General features: G+C 56.2%; 13 protein-coding genes. 12 read left to right on the top strand and 1 reads right to left on the bottom strand.

Features of this window, described 5'->3' with window-relative positions; genetic code table 11:
- The first annotated feature begins 147 nt into the window (after window positions 1-147).
- From LDN04_RS00930 to LDN04_RS00950, 5 genes are all read left to right on the top strand, one after another.
- A complete protein-coding gene (locus tag LDN04_RS00930) occupies window positions 148-1,653 on the top strand; it encodes an acetyl-CoA hydrolase/transferase C-terminal domain-containing protein (RefSeq protein ID WP_238482219.1) in 1,506 nt (501 codons plus the stop codon).
- A 52-nt stretch (window positions 1,654-1,705) separates the two neighbouring features.
- Window positions 1,706-2,896: a thiolase family protein gene (locus LDN04_RS00935; protein WP_223905431.1), complete on the top strand. Its 1,191-nt coding sequence runs from the start codon at window positions 1,706-1,708 to the stop codon at window positions 2,894-2,896.
- A 38-nt stretch (window positions 2,897-2,934) separates the two neighbouring features.
- Window positions 2,935-4,959 (top strand): 3-hydroxyacyl-CoA dehydrogenase/enoyl-CoA hydratase family protein, encoded by a 2,025-nt coding sequence (locus tag LDN04_RS00940; RefSeq protein ID WP_223905433.1) that lies wholly within the window; start codon window positions 2,935-2,937, stop codon window positions 4,957-4,959.
- Window positions 4,960-5,042: 83 nt separating this feature from the next.
- The gene (locus tag LDN04_RS00945) at window positions 5,043-6,818 is read left to right on the top strand and encodes an acyl-CoA dehydrogenase family protein (protein WP_223905435.1); all 1,776 of its coding nucleotides are present in this window, start codon (window positions 5,043-5,045) and stop codon (window positions 6,816-6,818) included.
- 87 nt (window positions 6,819-6,905) lie between these two features.
- Window positions 6,906-8,060, top strand: coding sequence for an ABC transporter substrate-binding protein (locus LDN04_RS00950; RefSeq protein ID WP_223905437.1), 1,155 nt, complete (start codon window positions 6,906-6,908; stop codon window positions 8,058-8,060).
- An 80-nt stretch (window positions 8,061-8,140) separates the two neighbouring features.
- On the opposite strand, the gene LDN04_RS00955 is transcribed toward LDN04_RS00950, so the two are convergent.
- A complete protein-coding gene (locus LDN04_RS00955; RefSeq protein ID WP_223905439.1) occupies window positions 8,141-8,821 on the bottom strand; it encodes a GntR family transcriptional regulator in 681 nt (226 codons plus the stop codon).
- 334 nt (window positions 8,822-9,155) lie between these two features.
- On the opposite strand from LDN04_RS00955, the gene LDN04_RS00960 reads away from it, so the two are divergent.
- The 7 genes from LDN04_RS00960 (at window position 9,156) to LDN04_RS00990 (ending at window position 16,305) form a co-directional block, all read left to right on the top strand.
- Complete coding sequence (locus LDN04_RS00960; RefSeq protein WP_223905441.1) at window positions 9,156-10,166, top strand: hypothetical protein; 1,011 nt, start codon at window positions 9,156-9,158, stop codon at window positions 10,164-10,166.
- Between the two features lie 183 nt (window positions 10,167-10,349).
- Window positions 10,350-11,672 carry a hypothetical protein gene (locus LDN04_RS00965; RefSeq protein WP_223905443.1) on the top strand — a complete coding sequence of 441 codons (1,323 nt, stop codon included), beginning with the start codon at window positions 10,350-10,352 and terminating at the stop codon, window positions 11,670-11,672.
- A 529-nt stretch (window positions 11,673-12,201) separates the two neighbouring features.
- Window positions 12,202-13,275 carry a butyrate kinase gene (buk, locus tag LDN04_RS00970; protein ID WP_223905445.1) on the top strand — a complete coding sequence of 358 codons (1,074 nt, stop codon included), beginning with the start codon at window positions 12,202-12,204 and terminating at the stop codon, window positions 13,273-13,275.
- 13 nt (window positions 13,276-13,288) lie between these two features.
- Window positions 13,289-14,197, top strand: a complete 909-nt coding sequence (locus LDN04_RS00975) for a bifunctional enoyl-CoA hydratase/phosphate acetyltransferase (RefSeq protein ID WP_223905451.1) — start codon at window positions 13,289-13,291, stop codon at window positions 14,195-14,197.
- 68 nt (window positions 14,198-14,265) lie between these two features.
- Window positions 14,266-14,823 (top strand): 2-oxoacid:acceptor oxidoreductase family protein, encoded by a 558-nt coding sequence (locus LDN04_RS00980; protein WP_223905453.1) that lies wholly within the window; start codon window positions 14,266-14,268, stop codon window positions 14,821-14,823.
- Complete coding sequence (locus LDN04_RS00985) at window positions 14,814-15,134, top strand: 4Fe-4S binding protein (protein WP_223905455.1); 321 nt, start codon at window positions 14,814-14,816, stop codon at window positions 15,132-15,134. Before LDN04_RS00980 ends, LDN04_RS00985 begins: the two co-directional genes overlap by 10 nt.
- Window positions 15,109-16,305: a hypothetical protein gene (locus tag LDN04_RS00990; protein ID WP_223905457.1), complete on the top strand. Its 1,197-nt coding sequence runs from the start codon at window positions 15,109-15,111 to the stop codon at window positions 16,303-16,305. Before LDN04_RS00985 ends, LDN04_RS00990 begins: the two co-directional genes overlap by 26 nt.
- Window positions 16,306-16,311 lie beyond the last annotated feature (6 nt).

The raw sequence follows: 16,311 nt of genomic DNA on the forward strand, positions 1-16,311 counted from the left end.
ATTGTCGGTATACGACAGATGTAGGCGCGCATCGGTTCACATTCCACGCATAGATTATCAGGCAAAAGGGAGAGACGACAGATGACCGCCATCCCAGGAGAAGGACTGCTGCACAGAATAAGAAACCCGAGGCTCCATGCAAAAATAATGGATGCCGAGGAAACCATCCCCCTCTTCAAAAACGGGATGTACCTTGGATTCTCGGGTTTTGCCGAGGGGAATCCCAAAGCGGTGCCGGCAGCGCTTGCCGATTATGTTGAAAGAAACGGCTTGGTCGGAAAGATGCGTTTCAACGTGTTTACCGGTGCTTCCATCGGAATAGACGTGGATGACCGCTGGACAGAACTCGGCATGATCGACCGACGCTGGCCCCACCAGCAGGGCGATTCGATACGCAAAGCGATCAATGCCGGCGAAGTCAACTTTGGCGACCGTCATCTCGGCATGTACGCCCAGGACTTTGGCTACGGCTTCTTTACCCTCGAAAACAATGACAAGCTTGATATCGGGGTAATCGAGGCGAGCTGCATCACGGAAGATGGCAGCATCGTCCCCACCCTTTCCGTCGGGATCATTTCCCAGATTGTTGAGCGGGCCGAAAAGATCATCATCGAGATCAACACCCGGATTCCTTCCCTGGAAGGGATCCACGATTGCCTTGGCGTGGACACCCCACCCAATAAGAGAATCTACCCCATCCAGAACGTACAGGACCGGATCGGTTTGACCAGCATACCCTGCGATTCCGAAAAGATTGTCGCCATCGTTGAATCGCGCAAGTTTCCGCTTGGGCGCCTTTTTGGCCCGTATGACGAGAAATCGGAACAAATTGCAACCCACATCGTGGATTTCCTGAAGGCAGAAGTCCGGCAAGGCCGCCTGCCGAAGAATCTGTTACCCCTGCAGTCGGGCGTGGGCACTATCGCCAACGCCGTATTCGGCGGCCTGCTCAACAGCCCTTTTGAGCATTTGACCGTCTGGACCGAGGTCTTTCAGGACATCTTGTTGGACCTTTTTGACTCCGGTAAACTCGATTACGTCTCGGCAGCTTCCTTCGCATTCTCCGAAGACGCCGTCAAACGGCTCTTCGCAAACTGGGACACCTACAGTCCGAAGATCGTTTTACGCCCCTCACAGATAACAAATCATGCGGAAGTAATTCGTCGGCTCGGATTGATTGCCATGAATACCCCCATCGAGTTCGACATTTATGGCCACGTCAACTCGTCAATTGTCAACGGATCCCGCATTATCAACGGTCTTGGCGGTTCCGGTGATTTCATGCGCAACGCGTATCTCTCGATCATGCATACCCCCTCGACCCGCCCGTCAAAATCGGACCCGAACGGCATCAGCTGTGTTGTCCCCATGGTGTCCCATGTTGACCATACCGAGCACGACCTGGACATACTGGTAACCGAGCAGGGACTTGCCGATCTGCGCGGCCTGGCACCACGACAGAGGGCCCAGCGAGTTATTGACACATGTGTTCATCCCGAGTACAAGCCGGTCCTGCAAGATTACTACGATCGTGCCCTGAGAACGTGCCTGGCAAGCAACAGCGCTCACGAGCCGCAGATGCTTTACAAGGTCTTTAATATGTACAAACACCTGGAAGAAAAAGGGACCATGAAGGTTGCCAATTGGGATTGACGCATAAAATGCACATAGTACGGAAAGAATCTGTCAGTGGAGAGGAGACATCATGTTAACAAAGGCATTCATACCCTACCGCGGCTACTACAGCACCCCTTTTGCCAAGTGGCAAGGGACACTGGCCAACGAGAACTCCATCGTTCTCGGCGCCGCCACCTCCAAGCGGTTTTTAGAGAGCAAGGGATGGGACCCTAAGGCAATCGAGTACGTCCTGGTCGGCAGCACTGTTTACCAGCAGCAGTGGTTCTACACTGGCCCCTGGGCTGCAGCAATGCTGGGGGCGGAGGGCTCGCCCGGCGTCCTCACCACCCAGGCATGCTCCACCGCTGCCTTGGTTCTGTATCAGGCGGGTATGGGTATAGAAACCGGCATGTACGGCAACAGCTGGTGCCTGTTGGCCGACCGCTGCTCCAACGGCCCCCACGCCGTCTGGCCGAACCCCAATGGCCCCGGTGGCAAGCCGACAGCGGAAGACTGGTTCATGGACAATGTCAATAAAGACCCCTGGGCCGGGGAAGCCATGATCCGGACGGCAGAGAACGTGGCCGGCGAGTGTGGTATCACCCGCGAAGAGTGCGATGCGCTCACCCTCAGGCGCTACGAGCAGTACCAGGACGCCCTGGCCAACGACCGGGAGTTCCAGAAACGGTACATGTTCCCGGTCGAGGTGCAGGTCTCCAGAAAAAAGACCGTCACTCTGGAGGCGGACGAAGGAGTTACTCATACCACGAAAGAGGGCCTGGCCGGTCTCAGACCAGTCCTCTCCGACGGGGTGCATACCTTCGGCGCCCAGACGTTCCCTGCCGACGGCAACAGCGGCATCTGCGTGACCACACGGGAAAGGGCGAAGGAACTGAGCGCCGCCCCCGAGATAGCAGTGCAGATCGTCTCCTATGGCTATGCCCGGACAAAGAAGGCATTTATGGCTGCCGCAGTGGCCCCTTCGGCCCGGATGGCCCTCGACAATGCCGGCATCACAACCGACGACCTGAGCGCCGTCAAGACCCACAACCCCTTCGCGGCCAATGATATCGCCATGGCACGGGAGTTGGGGATGGATGTGAACAGCATGAACAACTACGGCTGTTCCCTCATCTACGGTCATCCCCAGGCCCCCACCGGTGCGCGGTTGATGATCGAGGGGATTGAGGAAGTAGCCATGAAGGGTGGAGGATATCTCCTCTTCTCCGGCTGCGCCGCCGGGGACACCGCTGCCTCCGTTCTCATCAAGGTTGGATAAATAAACTGGACGATACTTTTCGACAAGGAGCACATGACATGACTACGGGAAAGAAGCTGTACCCCTCCTATTTCAACCCCTATCTGATCAAGACCAGCCGTCCCTTGCCCGATGAGATGGCGGTTATAGGCGCCGGCCATATTGGTCCGGATATCGCCTACTATCTGAGGACCGGCGCACCGGACAAAAAACTCTACCTGGTGGACGTGGCCGAGGAGCCTTTGAAAAAAGCTGAAAAGCGTTTCCAGTCCTATGCCCAAAAGGGGATCGATCGCAAGAAAATGACCCCCGAATTGGCCGAACAGATTTTGGCCAATATTGTGTACACTACCGATTACAACCGGATTAAAAACTGCAGTCTGGTCATTGAAGCGGCCACGGAAAATCTTGCCCTGAAACGGAAGATATTCGCCACCCTCGAAGAGGTCGTCGACGAGAAATGCATCTTGACGTCCAATACCAGCGGTATCCCGGCCCAACAGATTTTCAGCGGTCTCAGACACCCCGAAAGAACCACCATCACCCATTTTTTCGCCCCGGCCTGGCGCAGCATGGCCGTTGAAGTCATCAACTGGGAAGGCGCAAGCCGGGAACTGCTCGATTATCTGATCTGGTTTTTCGCCAGCACCGGCAAGGCGCCGGTGGTCACGGACAATGTGTTTTCGTTTCTACTTAACCGGGTGTTTGAAAACTGGACCAATGAGGCCGCCTACCTGGTAGACCGCGCCACCACCTACCAGGTGGATTCGGTCTGCGAAGAGTTTGCCGGTGCAGGCCCCTTTTTCGTTCTCAACATGGCCGGTGGCAACCCCCTCACCTATGAATCCCAGATGCGCCGGACCGCCGAACACCCCTGCTACGCTCCGTCCCCCATTCTGCTGTCGGTGGATAAGTGGAATGTTGCCAAACCCGGTACCAGCATCGATGTCCCCGAGGATCTCAAAGGGTGGATCCGCGACCGGATGATCGGCCTGGTTTTCTCCCAATGTTTCGACATTGCCGACCGCTCTATCGGGACCCGATCGGATCTCAATTTTGGTAGCGTGATCGCCCTCGGCTTCAAAAAGGGGGTCTTCGATGTCATGGAAGACATGGGTGAACGGGAAGTGGAGCGGATCATGGCCGCTTTTGCCAAAGAGCGCCCGGGATTTCCCCAGCCTAAAAGACCCGTTGCCGACTACCTCGATTTCCCCCGCGACATTCTCGTGGATGACAAGGACGGCGTGCGTATCATCACCATCCGACGTCCGCACGTCGCCAACTCCCTGGGTGCAGGTACCTGCAACGAAATCCTGGCTGAACTGAAAAAGGGGGCCGGCGATCCGTCGGTCAAGGGATTCGTCATTACCGGTTATGGCACCAAGGCCTTTTGCGCCGGTGCGGACATCGGCGGGTTCATTTCCACCATAGACAACCGGGCGGCAGGTGTGGAACTGGCCCGGAGCAATTCCCAAGTCCTGCATTTCATGGACAAAATGGATAAACCGGTGGTGGCTGCAGTCAACGGTCTAGCCATGGGGGGAGGAGTGGAACTGGCCCTTCGGTGCCACGGCATGGTGGCCGACACGGCGGCTTTCTTCCAGCTTCCCGAAATTACCCTGGGTATCCTCCCCGGCATGGGAGGAACCGTCATCCCCTACCGCAAGTGGCCCCATGCTTCCGTGACGTTCAATGCCATGATCGGCGAGGCCAGGCGCCTGAGCGTCAAAGAGGCCCGGGAGATCGGTATCGTCTCTGAAATTACCAACGGGTACATCGAAATGATCGAAGCGGCAATCGCTGAGGTCAATCGCCTGGCGGGCCAGGTGCCACGCATCACCGAAAAACCGGTGAAGATTGCCGAGTTCACGGTTCCCGACAGTCCCATGGCCAACAAGCTCCCCTTGAGCAAAGAGGCGCTGGCCATTATTGCCCGGGTGATCAACGGGGCGGCTGCGGCCGATTCCCTGGAGGCCGCTCTGGAGATCAATTACCAGGGGAGCGGCGACATCTCCTGCATCGACGCTTCCAAGGAAGGGGTCTTCGCCTTCCTGGAGAAACGCACACCGGATTTCAAAAGATGAAATCCTTCGCGGAAGGTGCTGTCCGGGCGGGAGGACTGAATGCAAGCAACCGACAACGTAGTTGAGGACGTGGAGATGCATCAATGACTGTCAACCTTGCTACAGGTGGGGAGTTTCTGCTGACAGAAGCCGCCGGGTCAGGGATTTTCACTCCGGAAGACTTTTCCTCGGAGCAGAGACAAATTGCCGAGACAACCGATGAGTTTGTCAAGAAGGAGATCATTCCCAACCTTGACCGCATAGAGAGCCAGGACTTCGGTTTCGTGGTCGAGAAGATGCGGAGTTGCGCCGAACTCGGGCTGTTTCTGGGGGATATCCCCGAAGAAGACGGCGGTCTGGAGCTTGAAAAGACCACCAGCATGCTGATCCTGGAGAAGATGGCGCCCACGGGCTCCTTTTCCTTCACCTACTGCGGCCAGACCGGGATCAACGTTCTGCCGCTGGTCTACTATGGAACCCGCGATCAAAAGGCGCGCTACCTGGACAAGCTGACGTCCGCGGAGTGGATCGGCGCCTATGCCCTGACCGAACCGGACTGCGGAAGCGATCCCCTGAGCGCTCGCACCACGGCAACACTTACGGAAGACGGCAGATACTACGTGCTCAACGGGGTCAAGCAGTTCATCACCAACGCGTCGTTCGCGGAACTCTTCACCGTCTTCGCCAAGATCGACGGGAAGCATTTTTCGGCATTTCTCGTGGAAAGGGGTTATGCAGGATTTTCCGTCGGCCCGGAGGAAAAGAAGATGGGACTGAAGGGTTCCTCCACGGCCCAGATATGCCTGCAGGATGTCCGGGTGCCGGTGGAGAATCTGCTCGGCGAGCCGGGCAAGGGGCACAAGATCGCCTTCAACGTCCTGAACATCGGCCGGCTGAAGGTGGCGGCGACATCGTGCGGCATGGCCAAGGGGGCATTTGCAGAAGCGACTCTCTATGCCAGGGAAAGGAAGCAGTTCGGTCGGGCCATCGGAGAGTTCGGGGCGATCAAGGAAAAGCTGGCGGACATGGTGGCGGGCATTTTTACCGCCGAGTCGGCCGTATATCGGGTAGCAGGGCTTCTGGACGGGAGGATAGCTGCCCTGGACCATGCCGGCCCGGATTTTTACGACCGCTATCAGAAGGCAATCGAGGAGTACGCCGTCGAATGCGCCATTGCCAAGGTCTTCTGCAGCGAAATCCTGGACGAAGTGGTCGACCATGGTGTTCAGATTCATGGCGGGTATGGCTACATAAGCGAGTATCCGATCGAGCGCTATTACCGCGACTCCCGCATTCAGCGAATCTTCGAGGGGACCAACGAGATCAACCGGATTCTCATCCCCACCATGCTGTTTCGCAGGGACGGCAGCGGGAGCCTCGCTCTCTGGGACCGGGTCAAAGAGGCCGGGGACAGGATGGCTGGGGGGGTCGAAGAAGTAGAGGTAAACGGAGGGGGGGACTTCAGTCGGGAATTCGGCCTCATAGCGAGGCTGAAACATCTTTTTCTCCTGGTCCTTGGAGGCGCCGGACCTGTCAAGGAGAGCCAGGAGGTTCTGGTGGCCCTGGCGGACATGGCCATCACGATCTTTGTCCTGGAAAGCGTCGTCCTGCGGGCGGCCAAGATGCATGCGGCAACGAGCGAAAGGAAAATGGCATTGCTGGAAGCAGTAGTCAAGGTTGCCGCATTTGAAAGTGCGTCCCACTTTCACCTGGCCGCGTCCCGCTGCTGCGCCTACTCCCTCCGGGGAGACGCCATGAGTTCCCGGCAGAAGGATGTCTCATCCCTTTCCGCATATCCGGCGGAAGGACTTTTGGGGGCCAAGCAACTCCTGGCTGAGGCTGCGCAGGAATCGGGCAAATACCCGTTCAATGGTTTATGAAAAGCGCATGAGTATGTGGAAGTCGAAGGCTGAAGTATACACAAACCGGTGCGCTCGTTGGAGCCACCCAGAAAAAGGAGGCAGCAGATGAAATGGTTTTCCCTTGGTATGAACGTACTTGCCATTGTTGCAACGGCATCTGTCGTCCAGGCGGACATCACGATTGGTGTGAGTCTGTCCGAAACGGGGCCGGCTTCTTCCCTCGGCATAGCGGAGAAGAACGCCGTAACACTTGGGCCAAAGGTCATCGCCGGGCAAAAAGTGCGGTATGTCTTTTACAACGACGCCACAGATGCCTCAACCGCTGTCCAGAACGTGAAACGGCTGATTTCCGAGGATAAAATCGACATACTCATTGGGGGCACCACCGTGTCGAACACCATGGCCGTGGTTGATACGGTTGCGGGAGCCAAGACCCCGATGATCTCCTGTTCCCCGGGCCCCGCCGTTATTTCCTCCACCGATGAGAAGCGGAAATGGGTCTTCAACTCCCCCGCAAACGAAGGGATATATATGGCACGGTTGACCAATCACATGGCCAGTAAAGGGGTCAAATCCGTTTCCGTGATTGCCGTTGACGACGCCTACGGTGAAAACTACACCGCGGCACTGAAGAAGCTCGTGGATTCCAAGGGGATCAAGATCCTGGCCATAGAAAAATACAAGCGAACAGATGCAAGCGCCACAGCTCAGGTGCTCCATGCGATGCAGGCAAATCCCGATGCGGTGTTGATCATCTCCACCGGAACGCCGGCCGCCCTGCCGCACGTTGCCCTGATTGAACGTGGCTACAAGGGAAAGATCTACCAGTCGGGGGGCGGAGCGAACGCCGATTTTCTCCGTATCGGCGGGAAGGCACTGGAAGGTTCGTACATGCCCGCCCCGCCGGTCCTCGTGGCGGAGCAGCTGCCAAAAGACTATCCTACCAAGAAAGAGGCCATGGAATTCGTGAAAGCGTACGAACCCAAATTTGGGCCCCGCTCCATGTTCGCATCCCACTCCTGGGATGCACTGAAAATCATCCAGGCCGCCGTACCGAAGGCGATGAAAGGCGGGAAGCCTGGCACGGAGCAGTTCCGTTCTGCACTGCGTGACGCGATTGAAAACAGCAAAGGAGTGAAGGGTGCCGGAATACTGTTTACCCTTTCACCTACCGACCATTCAGGAGTGAACATGGGTGGCATATTGCTGATGAAGATTGAAAATGGGAAATGGAAGCTGGAGGATCACGCAGCTTTATAGCAGCCTGTCTGAAGGGAATAGGTTGTATCTAACCAAGAAAGCCCGCTTCGGCGGGCTTTCTTGGAATAGTGCAGGCGCTGTTACAGGGATTTTCGGTTCACGTACTGACGAATATCATCCTTCACATATTCCAGATGGTCGTTTATTGCCTGTTCAGCACTTTTTACGTCACGCGCCTTGAATGCGTTCACTATCTTCCGATGCCCTTCGATGGCGTTCAATGCAGTTTCAGGTCTGGCCATGCTTTCAACGCGATAGAGAAACATATGCCGGCGCAGAATCTGGCAGATTTCTTCCAAACGTTTGCTCCCGCTGGCGCGAACGAGCAATTCATGGAAATCTGCATCCTGTTCACTGATGCGGCTCGTGACCCCCTTTTTCAGATCACGCGCCGCCGCATCCAGATTATCTTCGAGAGCTTTCAGTTCTTCAGGCGTAATTTTTTCTATTGCCCATCGGACAGCCAAACTCTCGTTGACTTTCCGTATTTCGCATATCTCGTCAACCTCCTCCCAGTGAATCTCCTTGACCTGATAGCCGATGCGGGGAATGGCATCGAGGAACCCTTCCATTTCCAGGACATGGAGAGCCTCCCGTACCGGCGTCCGGGAAACGCCAAGCTGCTTGGCCAGCTTGTTTTCCACGATCCGTTCCATCGGGGCCAAGCGACCGCTCAAAATCAGTTCACTGACACGCTTGTAGACCTGCTCCCGGATCGAGAGGGGCTGGTCAATGGATAGCCCCAGATCTTCATCTCTCATATGCGTCCTCCCGACGATTTAGTATATGAAATACCACGGGTAAACACCCGTATTAACAACAGTGTACATTGTACCCCAGATATAACAGTACCGTCAATAGCAAGAATAAACGGAGAGAAGCCAACCTTGTTCTTCCGGATGACTGAATAAAACTTCCACAACCGTGAAAAAATAAAACGCTATTTTTTTATGCTTGACAGCGCAGATAGTCACCTGTATTCTGGGGTACAGTATACAGTACCCCATTAAGACATGCAAAGAAATAATCGTACTCCATGGGGCACTATCACAACGTGACACATCGATTTCGTCCACCATCAATTGCGAGGTCATCATGCGAATCCTGAAATTAGTGGTCTTATCATTGGGAGCAGTAGTGGCTGCATGTGCCCACAACCAAGGGACATCGGGCAAAACCGAGCAATACGTTGAGATCGACAATCCCGCCATGACGATGAGTCCGAATGCGCCGGCAAAGATATTCGTTCCCCGAAGCTATGTGGAAGACGGCGTACCTCGCGGGAGCGAAGTCATCAAGAAAGGGGTAGAGGAAGTCGCCGGCAATTTCCGGCAAACGCCCCAGGAACCTCGATCTGGACGACCAGTGCAACCAGCGGCACATGCAACCGAAGGGTCGCGCCCCGCTTCCGGCATGGCACCAGCTGCAACAAAAGGTCCTGCCATGACAAAGAACCGTATTGTCCTCGTGGAGATCGGGCAGAACGATGTGACAAAACCGCTGTATGAAAACCTGAGGGCGACTCCATCCGTATTCACCCTCGATCCGAGCCAGGTTTTTGTCCCCCTGCTGACCACTCCACCTTCCGATTCACGTGAGAAAGGGCGCATTTCAAAAAACATCCAGCGCGATTACAGCGCAAACATGGTGGTTTTTGTGGCTGCTCCGGAGGGAATCGTCCCCGGCAAGCCGGTGAGCGCCGAGATATTCGATGCCGCGGGAGGAGGATTCCTGCGCCGTATTGAAACGTCAATCCCCACCGGCGCCGCCGCACATCCCGCCACCGGGGAAACCATGCTTTCAGGAGTGCTTGCCTCCCTCGCCGACAAAATATCCAGCTATATCGCCCTGCTCCCCTGGTACGGCAGGATTACCGAAGTGGAAGGAAGCAGGGTCTACATTGCTGCCGGGAAGGAATCAGGCCTCACGGTCGGCCAGCCTCTGAATGTTCACCGCAAAGGGAGATTTATCGAAGGGCTCGGCTACGCACCCGGCGAAAAGATCGGAACGCTGGTAATTGAAGGATTCGTGGGGGCTAACGGATCTTTTGGCACAATCGGGAACGGGCAAGGCGCTCAGGCGGAAGACATCGTTTCCGTTGAATAGCAGGCGCTGCCTGGTGGAAAAGCGGTAACTCAGAATTCCATTTGTCTGCAATTACTACAAAGAAAGGGGGAGATGGGCGCTCATGCATTACATGTAATGCATCATGCAATGGATTAATACTGGTTACTTTTAACGGGTAAGCTCCAGTAACTGAAGTTCAACTCGAGTGTAAAGGAGGAACAAATGAAGAAGATCAAACTGTTGGTGGCAGCCTGCCTGCTCGTCTCCGCACCGGCCATGGCCGAAGAATCCGTTCCTTACAACTGCGACTATTCACCTTCGTGCGAGGTTGCACCGGGCATTTACGGCGCAATGAAATCACCGGTCACGAGCAAGTTCAACCTCTCCCTGGGGGGGTATGTGAAGCTCGACTATGTCCATAACACCAATGCAGTCGGTCCGCTCTCCCCGGTTCCCGGTCTGCCGATGACGCCTCCAGGTCAAGTGAGCAAGGATGAATCTCTCTTCACCGCGAAACAGTCCCGTATCTGGTTCAGAGTAGCCGGGCCAACGTTCATGGGCGCCAAAACCAACGCCTTGATCGAAGCGGATTTCTATGGCGCAAACTCTCTGAGTAACGAATTCGGCAACGTGCGGATGCGCCATGCCTACGGCAGCCTTGACTGGACCAACACGCAGGTGCTGTTTGGCCAGTTCTGGGATATCTTCACACCGGCCGCCGCAGACACCATCGACTTCCGGCAGGGTGGTGCCACCGGTGCTCCCGCTAACCCGCGGGTTCCCCAGATCCGTCTGACCCAGAAGATAAAACTGGGCGAAGGGAACGGGTTGAGGTTTGTGTTTGGTGTCCAGAACCCGGTTCAGGACGCAGCCGTTGCCGGTGACAACTCCATGTCGAAAAACGGCAGTTTCGGCAGTGTGGTGAACGCAGCCGGGCAGATCATGTTCTCCAGCAATGCCCTCGGCGTCTCCCCCGGCTTCATGGGACTCGGCATGAGTCCGCTCCAGATCGGTGTGTTCGGCATGGCGGGGAGCCAGAAATTCACCGACGGCCCTGCGGTCGACGTGTATGGCTACGGCGCATACGGTTTCGTCCCGATTCTCAAGTCCAAGGACGGCAAGAACCGCGCCATGACACTCTCGCTTGAGACCCAGGCGTATATCGCCGCGGGCCTTGACGTCCAGGCGGCAACGGCGCAGGCTGTTGTGAACAATACCACTCCCGCCACCAGGAGTGCCGCAAAGGGATATGGCTTGTACGGCCAACTCAAGTTCTTCCCGACCCAGGACCTGGGAATCACCGTAGGATATGGGCGGCGCAACGCCTTGAATTATGCATCCTACAAAAATCCGGCACCCGCTACCCCAGTTGCTGGAACCTTTGAAAAGTACAATGAAATGCTGTACGGAAACATCCACTACGACCTGAATGCCGCCGTACGGGTTGCAACGGAATACCAGTATCAACGGACCCAGTATTCCGGTCCGGCATCGAACTTCGGCCAGAACAACACCGTCAGGGCAGCTGTCTACTACTTCTTCTAAACGAAACACGTACACAAGCCGTGGGGGGCCGGGTCTGAATGGCCCCCCACGGTCAAGGGGGAAAACCCCATGCCGAACCCGCATGATCGCACGACCAAAAGAGGTGGATGCCCAGCTGCCCGACCAAACAGTATTTAACATTGTTTTACGGCAAAACTACACGCTACGACGACTAACCACCGGTACATTGGTATCTATAGAGAGATGAAATTACCCCTACATCGCAGAATACACATTTTCCCGTAGCACCTTCTTCGTTGTTGGGGCAGGATTCTTCCTGCCCCCTTTTTTTCATAACCATCTATATGTATTAGATTAATCATGTACCGTTCCCTCGGCATCGACACAAAAAAAGTACCCGGAATTTTTCTTGACAGAACTATTTGCCGTGTCTATACTAGGGTACAGTATACGGTACCCCAGCAACTCAAGTTCAGTTTTTTGTACCATAAATAATAAAATCTTGTTATAAATATAGTTGCAGGCGCCGATTAATCCCTTGGGAGCATATCCCTTTCGAGGAGCTGCCGTGGAAACCCTGAAGAAAATACTGGTCATAAATCTTGGATCTACCTCGACCAAGGTTGGAATTTACCTGTCGGACAAGGCGCTGATTACCGAATCGGTTACCCACTCTTCCGAAGAACTGAAGGAGTTCACGACCATATTCGACCAGTATGAATTACGAAGGAATGCCATTCTGTCGGTCCTTGGCAAACACGAGGTCTCTCTGGACGAACTGGATGCCATTGCCAGCAGAGGGGGGAACACAAAGCCCATACCTGGCGGCATCTACAGGATCTGCCCCGAGATGATCGACGATACGAGGAGTGGAAAGTTCGGCATGCATCCGAATGTCATTGGATGCATGGTCGCCTACGATCTCGGCCGGGAGAAAGACATCCCCGCCGTTTCCATCGATCATCCGACCACCGACGAATTGTGCGTCTATGCCCGCTACTCCGGACTCCCCCAGATAAAAAGGCAGAGCAGTTTCCATGCCTTGAACCAGAAGGCCACGGCGAGGAAGATTTCCGCCCTGCTGGGAAAAAGCTACGACGAGACCCGCCTGATCGTCGTGCACATCGGCGGGGGCATCTCGGTGGGCGCCCACCGGAACGGCAAGGTCATCGACGTGAACAATGCCCTTGACGGTGATGGCCCCTTTTCTCCCGAGCGCGCTGGGACGCTGCCGACAGGCGATCTCATCAAGATGTGCTTCAGTGGTGAGTACACGAAAGAACAGATGCTGCGGCTGATCCAGGGACAGGGAGGGCTTGTGGCCTATCTGGGGACCAGCAGCGGGATAGAAATCGAGAAAAGAATAGCCGCGGGGGACAAAGAGGCTGCCGAAGTGTTCGAGGCCATGTCCTACCAGATTGCGAAAGAGATAGGCGCCTGCGCCGCCGTGCTCGAAGGAAAAGTCGACGGCATTGCGCTGACCGGCAGCCTTGCCTATTCGAAGACACTGACGGAAAGCCTGATCCCCAAGATATCCTTCATTGCCAAGGTCTATCTCGACCCGGGTGAAAATGAAATGGATGCCCTGGCGGCAGGCGTCATGCGCTATTTCGACGGCAAGGAACCGATTGCCACCTACTGATGGGGGGACTGACGTGATACGAAACTTTGACGACCTGCTCGCCGCCGTCAGCAACATGCCGAAGAAACGGATTGTTATCGCCTCTCCCGAAGGGGGTGAGGTGATCAAGCTCGTCAGGGCGGCCCTGGAGCAGAAGGTTGCCGATTTCGTCCTCGTCGGCGACCGGGAGAGAATCGCGTCCATGGCTCACTTCGAGGGTTTTGACTGCAAGGACGTGGAAATCATCCACAGGACCGTGCACAAGGATGCAGCCGAGGAAGCTGTCGGGCTGGTTGTCGCCGGCAAGGCCAACGCCATCATGAAGGGGAATCTCCCCACCTCGACGTTTCTCAAGGCGATTCTGGACAAGCAGAAGGGGCTCAACAACAACACCATCATCAGCGAAGTCACGCTGCACGAGAAGATTGAAGGCGAAGGGCTGCAGCTCATTACCGATTGTGCGATAAACATCAGCCCCACCCTGGACGAAAAGGTCCAGATCGTCAACAATGCGGTCCAGATGGCACACCGACTGGGATACCAGCGGCCACGGGTTGCAGTTCTGTCGGCGGTGGAGGTGGTCAATCCGGCCATACCGGATACCCTCGACGCCGCGGTCCTGAGCAAGATGTCCGAGCGGGGGCAGATCAAGGGATGCATCATCGACGGCCCCTTTGCGCTGGACAATGCGGTTTCACTGGAAGCCGCGCGCTACAAGAATCTGGATGGCGAGGTCGCCGGCAGGGCAGACATCATTCTCGCCCCCAACCTTCAGGTGGGAAACCCGTTGCACAAGGCGCTGGTTTTTTTTGCCCGGAGAAAAATCGCGTCAGCCGTACTGGGAGCCAGGGCACCGATCGTCATGACCTCCCGCTCCGATTCCATGGAGACGATGCTGCTCACCATCGCCCTGGCGGCCTACATATCTCCGGCGCCAGAATAAACATTCAACCGTTTCGCGTAACAGGTTTGAGGTCTTCGACACAACGTGAGGGCGGAAAGGAGTTGTACATGTCAATGAAGGAACTCAGGTTTCACGGTCGCGGCGGACAGGGAGCTGTCCTTGCGGCAAAAATGGTGGCTTCTGCCGCGGCGATCGAGGGGAAGTGCGTTGCCAGCTTCCCCATGTACGGTTTCGAACGGCGCGGAATGCCGGTTATCGCCTTCACCCGTTTCGACGACGAGCCGATCCGGGAAAAGAGCCAGATCTACACCCCCGACTGCCTCATGGTCGTCGACCCTACCCTTCTGAAGCTGCCGTCCCTGTTCGAGGGGCTAAAACCAGGCGGGGTTCTGATTCTCAACAGTCCCCATCCGCTGCCCACGCGTATGAGTGAAAACCTGGCGTTGGTCGGGTCGGTAAACGCGACACAGATTGCCGTCGAAGAGATCGGCCGGGATATCCCCAACACCTGTCTGATCGGTGCCCTTGCCGCAACCACCGGATGGCTGAAGCTGGAATCGGTAATCAAGGGGCTGGGTGAATATCTCGATGGTGACATCCTCAGGAAAAACATCCGCAATGCGGAACGGGGATACAAGGAAGTGGAGGTGCAGAGATGGAAGTGAAAACCGACAAAGGCACGTGCATTTTCGAAACGGAGAGTGCCTGGTCCGATGCGACCAAGCATATGCTCTGCCTCGACAGCGGCAGCTGGCGGACGGAACGGCCCGTCGTGCGCAAGGAAAAGTGCACCAGGTGCGGACTCTGCTACATCTACTGTCCGCCCCAGTGCATGGTTGACAAAGACGATCATTTCGAGCCGAACCTCGCCTACTGCAAAGGTTGCGGTATCTGCGCCAGGGAATGTCCCACCAAGGCGATCACCATGGTTTCCGAAGGAGAGATAAGCGATGGAAGCTCACAAAAAGCAGACTAAGGTAATAACCGGCAACGGGGCGGCTGCCTATGCAGCCATGCTCTGCAGGCCCGATGTGGTTTCTCTCTACCCGATTACCCCCCAGAGCGAGGTGATCGAACAGCTGGAGAACTTCCATGCCAATGGCGTGCTGGATGCCGAGATGGTCACCGTGGAGGGGGAAAATTCGGCCCAGAACGTGGTCTGTGGGGCATCCATGGCGGGAGGACGGGCATTTACCGCCACCTCCTCCTACGGACTGGTGTTCATGTACGACGCCATGTTCCAGACTGCGGGCTACCGGGCACCGGTCGTCATGGTCAACGTCAACCGCGAGCCACCGGGGATCCATGCGGTCTGTTCCGGCCAGCAGGACATGATCTCCGTCCGCGACACCGGCTGGATCCAGGTGATCGCCGAGAACTGCCAGGAGATTCTCGACCTGGTAGTCATGGCCTTCCGCCTGGCCGAGGACCATGATATCCAGCTCCCGGTGATCGTGAACTACGACGGCTACTACCTGTCATTCCTTGCCGAGAAGGTGGAAATCCCGGGGATTGACGAGGTGGACAAGTATCTGGCGGTGCTCAAGAGCCAGCCGGAACGTATGAAGCTGACCCCCGGGAAATCGCTCGGGTGCGGCTCCCACGGCCTGGGAATGGGATTCGTTGAGCTTCGGCACAAGCATATGGCCGCACTGGAGCGGGCCAAGACGAAGTGGGACGAGATCGATGCGGAATTCGGCCAGGCATTCGGCAGAAGTTACGGCGGCCAGATCGAAGAGTACCGCAACGACGACGCCGACATCGTGCTGTTTACGTCGGGGAGCGCGGTCGGTACGGCCCGGGCGGTGGTGGATGCCAAACGAAAAGAGGGGATCAAGGTCGGGCTCGTCAAGTTGCGGATGTTCCGCCCCTTCCCCGTCGAGCGGCTGGTCAAGGCTCTGCGGGGTAAAAAGGCGATCGGCGTGCTCGACCGCAGCCTCGGGTTCGGCTGGGGATGCGGACCGCTTTTCATGGAAACCAAAGCACTCGCCGCCGAGATCGGCATCGTTCCGATGCTGAATTTCATCGACGGGCTTGCCAATATGGACATCACCATACCGCACATCGAACGGATGATAGATGATATCCACCACGCCTCCCTGGGTCATCCCTACAAGGAAGTGGCCTGGGTTACCATGGGGGAATAAGGAGCT

The organism is Geobacter sp. AOG1 (assembly GCF_019972315.1).
Classification (GTDB): Bacteria; Desulfobacterota; Desulfuromonadia; order Geobacterales; family Geobacteraceae; genus Geomobilimonas.